The sequence below is a fragment of the Klebsiella sp. HMSC16A12 genome (assembly GCF_001808265.1).
Taxonomy (GTDB): domain Bacteria; phylum Pseudomonadota; class Gammaproteobacteria; order Enterobacterales; family Enterobacteriaceae; genus Klebsiella; species Klebsiella pneumoniae.
The window spans coordinates 237,078-244,917 of the sequence record NZ_KV792636.1; the positions used below are offsets into that span (position 1 = coordinate 237,078).

General features: G+C 58.1%; 9 protein-coding genes. 8 read left to right on the forward strand and 1 reads right to left on the reverse strand.

Annotated features, from left to right (window positions below; genetic code table 11):
* Positions 1 to 115: 115 nt before the first annotated feature.
* Entirely contained in the window at positions 116 to 1,117 is a 1,002-nt protein-coding gene (gene add / locus HMPREF3140_RS20755; protein ID WP_004151209.1) for an adenosine deaminase, read from the forward strand.
* 35 nt (positions 1,118 to 1,152) lie between these two features.
* Here the strand turns inward: add and HMPREF3140_RS20760 are convergent, their stop codons facing one another.
* The gene (locus HMPREF3140_RS20760; RefSeq protein ID WP_032411609.1) at positions 1,153 to 2,193 is read right to left on the reverse strand and encodes an oxidoreductase; all 1,041 of its coding nucleotides are present in this window, start codon (positions 2,191 to 2,193) and stop codon (positions 1,153 to 1,155) included.
* Positions 2,194 to 2,383: 190 nt separating this feature from the next.
* On the opposite strand from HMPREF3140_RS20760, the gene blr reads away from it, so the two are divergent.
* From blr to rsxC, 7 genes are all read left to right on the forward strand, one after another.
* On the forward strand, positions 2,384 to 2,521 hold the full coding sequence (blr, locus tag HMPREF3140_RS27730) for a division septum protein Blr (RefSeq protein ID WP_004227851.1): 138 nt from the start codon (positions 2,384 to 2,386) through the stop codon (positions 2,519 to 2,521).
* Between the two features lie 115 nt (positions 2,522 to 2,636).
* Entirely contained in the window at positions 2,637 to 4,007 is a 1,371-nt protein-coding gene (locus tag HMPREF3140_RS20765; protein WP_004180160.1) for a GH1 family beta-glucosidase, read from the forward strand.
* Between the two features lie 216 nt (positions 4,008 to 4,223).
* Positions 4,224 to 4,439, forward strand: a complete 216-nt coding sequence (ydgT, locus tag HMPREF3140_RS20770) for a transcription modulator YdgT (RefSeq protein WP_002907652.1) — start codon at positions 4,224 to 4,226, stop codon at positions 4,437 to 4,439.
* Between the two features lie 75 nt (positions 4,440 to 4,514).
* Positions 4,515 to 4,955, forward strand: coding sequence for a DUF2569 domain-containing protein (locus HMPREF3140_RS20775; protein WP_032411611.1), 441 nt, complete (start codon positions 4,515 to 4,517; stop codon positions 4,953 to 4,955).
* Positions 4,956 to 5,033: 78 nt separating this feature from the next.
* Positions 5,034 to 5,615 carry an electron transport complex subunit RsxA gene (gene rsxA, locus HMPREF3140_RS20780; protein WP_002907658.1) on the forward strand — a complete coding sequence of 194 codons (582 nt, stop codon included), beginning with the start codon at positions 5,034 to 5,036 and terminating at the stop codon, positions 5,613 to 5,615.
* Positions 5,615 to 6,193, forward strand: a complete 579-nt coding sequence (gene rsxB, locus HMPREF3140_RS20785; protein WP_032411614.1) for an electron transport complex subunit RsxB — start codon at positions 5,615 to 5,617, stop codon at positions 6,191 to 6,193. The genes rsxA and rsxB overlap by 1 nt, the downstream gene beginning before the upstream one ends.
* On the forward strand, positions 6,186 to 7,840 hold a 1,655-nt coding region (gene rsxC / locus HMPREF3140_RS20790; protein WP_070553087.1), incomplete at its 3' end, for an electron transport complex subunit RsxC. The genes rsxB and rsxC, both read left to right, overlap by 8 nt.

The window sequence follows — 7,840 nt, forward strand, 5'->3', positions numbered from 1 at the left end:
ACACTGACCTGATTGCTGCCAGCTATTTGTATCGCATACATTTTTTCAATGCTTTTAAACAGTTATGTTCATGTTGTATAATGACGTGCACTTTAACTAAAAAAAGAGTGCGACCATGATTGATTCCTCATTGCCATTAACCGACATTCATCGTCATCTTGACGGTAACATCCGGGCCCAAACCATCCTCGATCTTGGCCGCGAATTTAATATCGCTCTTCCCGCAACCACCCTCGACACGCTGCGTCCGCACGTCCAGGTCACCAGCCTTGAGCCCGATCTGGTTAGTTTCCTCGCCAAGCTCGACTGGGGGGTAAAGGTCCTGGCCTCGCTGGAAGCCTGTCGCCGCGTGGCGTATGAGAACGTCGAAGACGCGGCGCGAAATGGCCTGCACTACGTTGAGCTGCGCTTCTCTCCCCGCTATATGGCGATGACCCACCGGCTGCCGGTCGACGGCGTGGTAGAGGCGGTAATTGCCGGGGTTCAAGAGGGATGCCGCGATTTCCAGGTCGACGCCCGGCTGATCGGTATTCTGAGCCGCACCTTCGGCGAAGCCGCCTGTCAGGAAGAGCTGGCGGCGCTGCTCGCCCACCGCGAGGGCATCACTGCCCTCGACCTCGCCGGCGATGAGCTCGGCTTCCCGGGTACGCTGTTCCGCAACCATTTTAACCAGGCCCGCGACGCCGGGTGGCATATCACCGTCCACGCGGGCGAAGCGGCCGGCCCGGAAAGTATCTGGCAGGCCATTCGTGAGCTGGGCGCGGAGCGCATCGGCCATGGGGTTAAAGCGGTAGAGGATCCAGCCCTGATGGACTACCTGGCCGAGCACCGCATCGGGATTGAATCCTGCCTGACCTCGAACGTGCAAACCAGCACCGTGGCCTCCCTGGCCCAGCATCCGCTGAAGCAGTTCCTTGAGCACGGCGTGCTGGCGAGCCTCAACACCGACGATCCGGCGGTCCAGGGTGTGGACATCATTCACGAGTATACCGTGGCGGCGCCGGCGGCAGGGCTGAGCCGGGAGCAGATCCGTCAGGCGCAGATCAACGGCCTGACCCTGGCGTTCCTCGGCGAACAGGAAAAAGCCGCCCTCATTCAGCGGGTTGCCAAAGGCTGATAACCGGCCCGGCAGCCGTGCTGCCGGGCTCCTCCTCAGACCAGGCTGAGCGTGGCGCGATGTCTGGCCGACTCGATACCCAACTCAATCAGGGTCATTATCTGAATCGCCTCGCTGGCCGGGACCGGGTTTTCCCCTACGCCGTTAAGCGCGTCGCGGATAGCGGCATAGTAGGCGGGATAATTACCCGGTAGCGTCAGCCATTTCTCCTGACTACGTTCATCCCCTTCAGCGCGGGTCAGGGTACCGTCGCGCATATCATATCCCCAGTCCTCCTGCGGCAGCCGTTCACCGTTTTTTAGCCGCTCCTCCTGCGGGTCAAGACCGTACTTAATATAGCTGGCCCGCGAGCCGTGGACGATAAAGCGCGCGCTCTCCGCGGCGGCGAGTAACGTACCATGCAGCACTACCCGCCGCTGCGGATAGGCCAGCACGGCGTGAAAATAGTCGGTGGATTGCGCGCCGGGCCGAAGCTGCGCGAGGTCCACCGTGATGCTTACCGGCAGGCCAAACAGCACCACGACCTGGTCGAGCAGATGCGGCGCGAGGTCATACCATATGCCGCTGCCAGGACCCGCCTGCTCACGCCAGCGCCGGCGCACCTGTGGTCGGAAGCGATCGAAATGCGACTCGAAGTAACACACCTCCCCCAGCTGACCTTCGTTGATCAACGCGCTGACCGTTAAGAAATCGCTGTCCCAGCGCCGGTTATGAAACACCGAAAGTATCCGACCGCAGTGCTTCGCCAGGCTTTCCAGCTCGCGAGCTTGTGACAGTGTCACGGTAAAGGGCTTATCCACCACAACATGCTTTCCCGCCTCCAACGCCGCTTTCGCCAGCGGAAAGTGGGTGTCGTTCGGGGTGGCGATGACCACCAGATCGATATCCGGGTCGTCCAGCAGATCCCCCGGCGCACTCATTACCTTCACGCCAGGCCAATCGGCATGGACCTTATCGGCGTCGCTGCTGGCGACCGCCTTCAGCGCCATACCCGGCGTGCCGCCGATCAACGGCGCATGAAACGTTTTGCTGGCGTAACCGAACCCCACCAGCCCCACCCGGATCGCATCGCTCATCTTACCGCCTCGCTTATGCAACTGATATCAACACCAGGTTAATGAGAATAATTTTACAAACCGTGAGCAAAACTTATCATTCCTTATTTTGCGACTTACATGCAAGTGTGAGAAATCAGACAGATACCCCTTGTGATCTGCTGACCATCGAGTAACATTTCACGCTGTGTTCAAAGGATATTGAAGTGTTATGACAACTGTTTTTACCCGTATTGTAGAACTTATTGGCTGGATTGTTTTTGGTATTTCGGCACTGCTTTTGGTTATCGCACACCATATAGATAACTATCAGTCCCCACCGCCAGCGGATGTGGTGCACACGAAGTAGCTCCGCGTTAAAACAGTGACCCGCCTCGCAACTGTGCAACCGGTTTCAGAAACCGGTTGCACATATGTTCGCGCTTTTATTACACTCCCTTTATCATCAGACAGGGAGCTTTTTCATGGCCGCTTTTCCGCACAATTTCTTATGGGGTGCCGCTACCGCAGCGTATCAGGTTGAGGGAGGACACGACGCCGACGGTAAAGGACCGTCAATCTGGGATATCTACTCTCATCTGCCGGGTACCACCTTTGAAGGCACCACCGGCGATATTGCCGTCGACCACTATCACCGTTTTCGCGAAGACGTGGCGTTAATGGCCGAGATGGGCCTGCAAAGCTATCGATTCTCCATCTCCTGGCCCCGCCTGCTGCCCGCCGGGCGCGGTAAGGTGAATGAAGCGGGAGTCCAGTTTTACAGCGATCTGATCGACGAACTGCTGGCGCACAATATTGAGCCGATGATCACCCTCTATCACTGGGATCTGCCGCAGGCCCTGCAGGATGAGGGCGGCTGGGAAGCGCGCACTACCGCCGAGGCCTTCGCCGAGTACGCCCGCCTGTGCTATGCGCGCTTTGGTTCACGGGTGAAGCTGTGGGCTACCTTCAACGAAACCATTGTCTTCATTGGGCACGGCTACATTAACGGCCTCCATCCCCCGGCGGTCCGCGATCCGGCGCGTGCTATTCAGGCCTGCCACCACGTGTTTATCGCCCATGCGCTGGCGGTGAAGGCCTTTCGCGAGATGGCTGTGGCCGGCGAGATTGGCTTCGTCAACGTACTGCAACCGCATACCCCGCTCACCGACAGCGAGGCGGACATTAAGGCCACCGAACTGGCTGACGCCATCCATACTCACTGGCTGTACGATCCGGTGCTGAAAGGCACCTATCCTGCCGACCTGCTGGCGCAGACCCAGGCGCTGTGGGGGGTACCTCGCTTTGCTCCAGGCGACGACGCGCTGCTCCGTGACAACCGCTGCGACTTTATCGGTCTGAATTACTATCGCCGGGAAACGGTATCTGCCCAGCCGCCTGAGATCGCTACCGGCGGCGAGCCTGGCGTGGAGGGATTATTCTATTTTGTGCGTAATCCCCAGAGTACATATACCGAATGGGGCTGGGAAATCTGGCCGCAGGGGCTAACTGACGGCATTATGATGATTAAGGCGCGCTATGGCGATATTCCGATATATATCACCGAGAATGGCCTCGGTGCGAAGGACCCGATTATTGACGGGGAAGTGGTCGACGACCCGCGGATTGATTATCTCAGCAGCCATATTGGCGCCCTCGAAAAAGCGCTGGCGCTGGGGGCAGATGTGCGCGGCTATTACCCCTGGTCATTTATCGATCTGCTGAGCTGGCTCAACGGCTATCAAAAGCAATATGGTTTTGTCTATGTCGATCACCAGCAAAATCTGGCGCGGAAACGAAAGAAGAGTTTTTATTGGTACAAATCTGTTATTGCCAGTCACGGCGAACAGCGTTAATCTTCTCTTGCGGGCGCCATTCGGCGCCCGGTCTGATTTTAGAATATTCTTAAACTTCTCCCTGCTCTTCAAGGCTGGCTTTGCCCCTTGTCATGGGTTTATATAACCTGATTCATTCCACGCGGCCCCAGCAGAAGGCGCCGTTGGTTGAGAGTAGGTTTAGTGAATGCTGATAATATTCAACGCAATAATTCCGATTATAAAATGGATACGAAAATGACCGTGCTGGACTACTTATTAAAATTTCGCAAAATCAGTTCGCTGGAAAGCCTTGAAAAACTATTTGATCACCTTAACTACTCCCTGACTGACACCCAGGAGATCGTGAATATGTATCGCGCCGCCGATCATCGTCGCGCAGAGCTGGTCTCCGGTGGTAAATTGTTCGATGTGGGCCAGGTTCCTAAATCCGTTTGGCGATTCGTGCAGTAAGGCTGTCATCCTTCACGCCAGTTGCTTATACTTCCCGGCCTGATTTTATTCACTGGCGTTGAATAGGGGAGAAACATGACGTCTCAATCTGCAGAGCGCATCGGCGGATGGCTGCTGGCTCCGCTGGCCTGGTTGCTGGTGGCGCTGCTGAGCGCCTCGTTATCGCTGCTGTTTTTTGCCAATGCGCTGATGTCGCCGCAGACCTATACCCTACTGCGCGCCATGAGCGCGGGCCATATGGCGCTGTGGGTCGCCTCGCTGCTGTTTGCCCTCGCCATGTGGTATTACACGCTCTGGCTGACTATCGCCTTTTTCAAGCGGCGCTCGATGGTGCCGAAACACTATATTATCTGGCTGCTCATCACCCTGCTGCTGGCGATAAAGGCTTTTGCCTTCTCGCCGGTCTCGGATGTGCTTGCCCTGCGTCAGCTGCTGTTTCCGCTGCTGGCCGCTGCGCTGCTGGCGCCCTATTTTCGCCGTTCGCAGCGGGTAAAACGGACTTTTGTTAATCCGTAATACCCCCACACTTAACCTGTTGTCGCTGGTATCGTTTTATTCGATAATAAGCGGCTTTTTTTCGTTTCAGGTCGCATGATGGCTGATTATTTACTGCTCTTTATTGGTACAGTCCTGGTCAATAACTTCGTTCTGGTGAAGTTTCTTGGTCTGTGCCCGTTTATGGGGGTTTCCAAAAAGCTGGAAACCGCAATGGGGATGGGGCTCGCTACCACCTTCGTGATGACCCTGGCCTCTATTTGCGCCTGGCTGATTGATACCTGGATCCTTATCCCGCTAAATTTGGTTTATTTGCGTACCCTGGCCTTTATTCTGGTTATCGCCGTGGTGGTTCAGTTTACTGAGATGGTGGTGCGTAAAACCAGCCCGGCGCTCTATCGCCTGCTGGGGATATTTCTACCGCTGATCACCACCAACTGTGCCGTACTCGGGGTAGCGCTGCTGAATATTAATCTGGGCCACAATTTCCTGCAGTCGGCGCTGTACGGCTTTGCCGCCGCCGTCGGCTTCTCGCTGGTAATGGTGCTGTTCGCGGCGATCCGTGAACGCCTGGTGGTGGCCGATGTCCCCGCGCCGTTTCGCGGTAATGCCATCGCGCTGATTACCGCCGGTTTAATGTCTCTGGCCTTCATGGGCTTTAGTGGTTTGGTGAAGTTGTAATGAGCGCAGTCTGGATAGCCGTGATCGCCATCAGCCTGTTAGGGCTGATTTTCGGCTTAATACTGGGATACGCCTCGCGTCGTTTCGCGGTGCAGGACGACCCGGTGGTGGAAAAAATTGATGAGCTATTGCCGCAGAGCCAGTGTGGGCAGTGCGGGTACCCTGGGTGTCGCCCCTATGCGGAAGCAGTCGGCGTACAGGGTGAGAAAATAAACCGCTGCGCGCCGGGTGGCGAAGCGGTGATGTTAAAAATCGCCGCCTTGCTGAACGTCGACCCGCAGCCTGTCGACGGCGACGCACAGGAAGCGGAGCCGGCCCGCATGCTCGCGCTAATTGACGAGCCGAACTGCATTGGCTGTACCAAGTGTATCCAGGCCTGTCCGGTGGATGCCATCGTTGGGGCGACCCGCGCCATGCATACCGTGATGAGCGACCTGTGCACCGGCTGCAATTTGTGCGTCGCCCCCTGCCCGACCCAGTGCATTTCACTCGTTCCGGTGGCCACCACCCCGGAGACCTGGAAATGGGATCTGCATACGATCCCGGTGCGAAATATTCCTGTGGAACAACATGTTTAAGCTATTTTCCGCTTTCCGAAAAGACAAGGTCTGGGATTTCAACGGCGGTATTCACCCGCCTGAAATGAAAACCCAGTCTAACGGCACCCCGCTGCGTCAGGTTTCCCTGCCGCAGCGCTTTGTTATCCCGTTGAAGCAGCACATTGGCGCCGAGGGCGAACTGTGCGTTAAAGTGGGCGACCGGGTGCTGCGCGGCCAGCCGCTGACCCGCGGCTGGGGAAGAATGCTGCCCGTTCACGCCCCGACTTCCGGCACCATTGCCGCCATCGCTCCGCACACTACCGCGCACCCGTCGGCGCTGGCGGAGATGAGCGTGATCATTGACGCCGACGGCGAAGACCGCTGGATCGAGCGCGATGGCTGGAGCGACTATCAGACCCGCACGCGTGAAGCGCTGATCGAGCGTATCCACCAGTTTGGCGTTGCTGGCCTCGGCGGCGCAGGCTTCCCCACCGGCAGTAAACTGCGCGGTGGCGGAGATAAAATTAAAACGCTAATCATTAACGCCGCCGAGTGCGAGCCCTATATCACGGCGGATGACCGCCTGATGCAGGACTGCGCAGCGCAGATTGTCGAGGGTATCCGCATCCTCGCTCATATACTGCAGCCTGAAGAAGTGCTGATCGGCATTGAAGACAATAAGCCGCAGGCCATCTCAATGCTGCGGGCGGTGCTCTGCGACGCCCATGGCATTTCGCTGCGCGTGATCCCCACCAAATATCCCTCCGGTGGCGCCAAGCAGCTCACCCAAATTCTCACCGGCAAACAGGTACCGCACGGCGGTCGTTCATCGGACATTGGCGTGCTGATGCAGAACGTCGGTACGGCTTATGCGGTGAAACGCGCGGTGATTGACGGTGAGCCGTTAACCGAGCGCGTGGTCACCCTCACCGGCGAAGCGGTAACCAGACCGGGCAATGTCTGGGCGCGTCTTGGCACGCCGGTGCGCCATCTATTGAACGATGCCGGCTTCTGCCCCAGCGCCGAGCCAATGGTGATCATGGGCGGCCCGCTGATGGGCTTTACCCTGCCGTGGCTCGACGTCCCGGTGGTGAAGATAACCAACTGTTTGCTGGCGCCTTCCGCCAGCGAGATGGGCGAACCGCAGGAAGAGAAAGGCTGCATTCGCTGCAGCGCCTGCGCTGACGCCTGCCCGGCCGATCTGCTGCCGCAGCAGCTGTACTGGTTCAGCAAAGGTCAGCAGCACGATAAAGCCACTGCCCATAATCTGGCGGACTGCATCGAGTGCGGCGCCTGCGCGTGGGTATGTCCAAGTAATATTCCGCTGGTGCAGTACTTCCGTCAGGAAAAGGCCGAGATCGCGGCGATTCGTCAGGAAGAGCAGCGCGCTGCGGAAGCCAAAGCCCGATTCGAGGCCCGACAGGCGCGCCTGGAGCGTGAGAAAGCTGCGCGCGCCGAGCGGCATAAAAAAGCCGCCGTTCAGCCTGCCGCCAAAGATCAGGAGGCGATTAGCGCCGCCCTGGCCCGGGTACGGGATAAACAGCGCGATGCCGCGCAGCCGATCGTGATCCAGGCCGGCGCCAAACCTGACAACAGCGAGGCAATTGCCGCCCGCGAAGCGCGTAAGGCTGAGGCCCGGGCGCGCAAAGCGCAGCAGCAGGCCGCGCCGGTGGACGCCCCGGCCGC

Bases quoted from the DNA above. Each gene is read 5' to 3' on its own strand.
- HMPREF3140_RS20775 (WP_032411611.1), top strand. From the start codon at position 4,515: ATGACGTCTCAATCTGCAGAGCGCATCGGCGGATGGCTGCTGGCTCCG.
- HMPREF3140_RS20760 (WP_032411609.1), bottom strand. From the start codon at position 2,193: ATGAGCGATGCGATCCGGGTGGGGCTGGTGGGGTTCGGTTACGCCAGC.
- add (WP_004151209.1), top strand. From the start codon at position 116: ATGATTGATTCCTCATTGCCATTAACCGACATTCATCGTCATCTTGAC.
- ydgT (WP_002907652.1), top strand. From the start codon at position 4,224: ATGACCGTGCTGGACTACTTATTAAAATTTCGCAAAATCAGTTCGCTG.
- blr (WP_004227851.1), top strand. From the start codon at position 2,384: ATGACAACTGTTTTTACCCGTATTGTAGAACTTATTGGCTGGATTGTT.
- rsxA (WP_002907658.1), top strand. From the start codon at position 5,034: ATGGCTGATTATTTACTGCTCTTTATTGGTACAGTCCTGGTCAATAAC.
- HMPREF3140_RS20765 (WP_004180160.1), top strand. From the start codon at position 2,637: ATGGCCGCTTTTCCGCACAATTTCTTATGGGGTGCCGCTACCGCAGCG.
- rsxB (WP_032411614.1), top strand. From the start codon at position 5,615: ATGAGCGCAGTCTGGATAGCCGTGATCGCCATCAGCCTGTTAGGGCTG.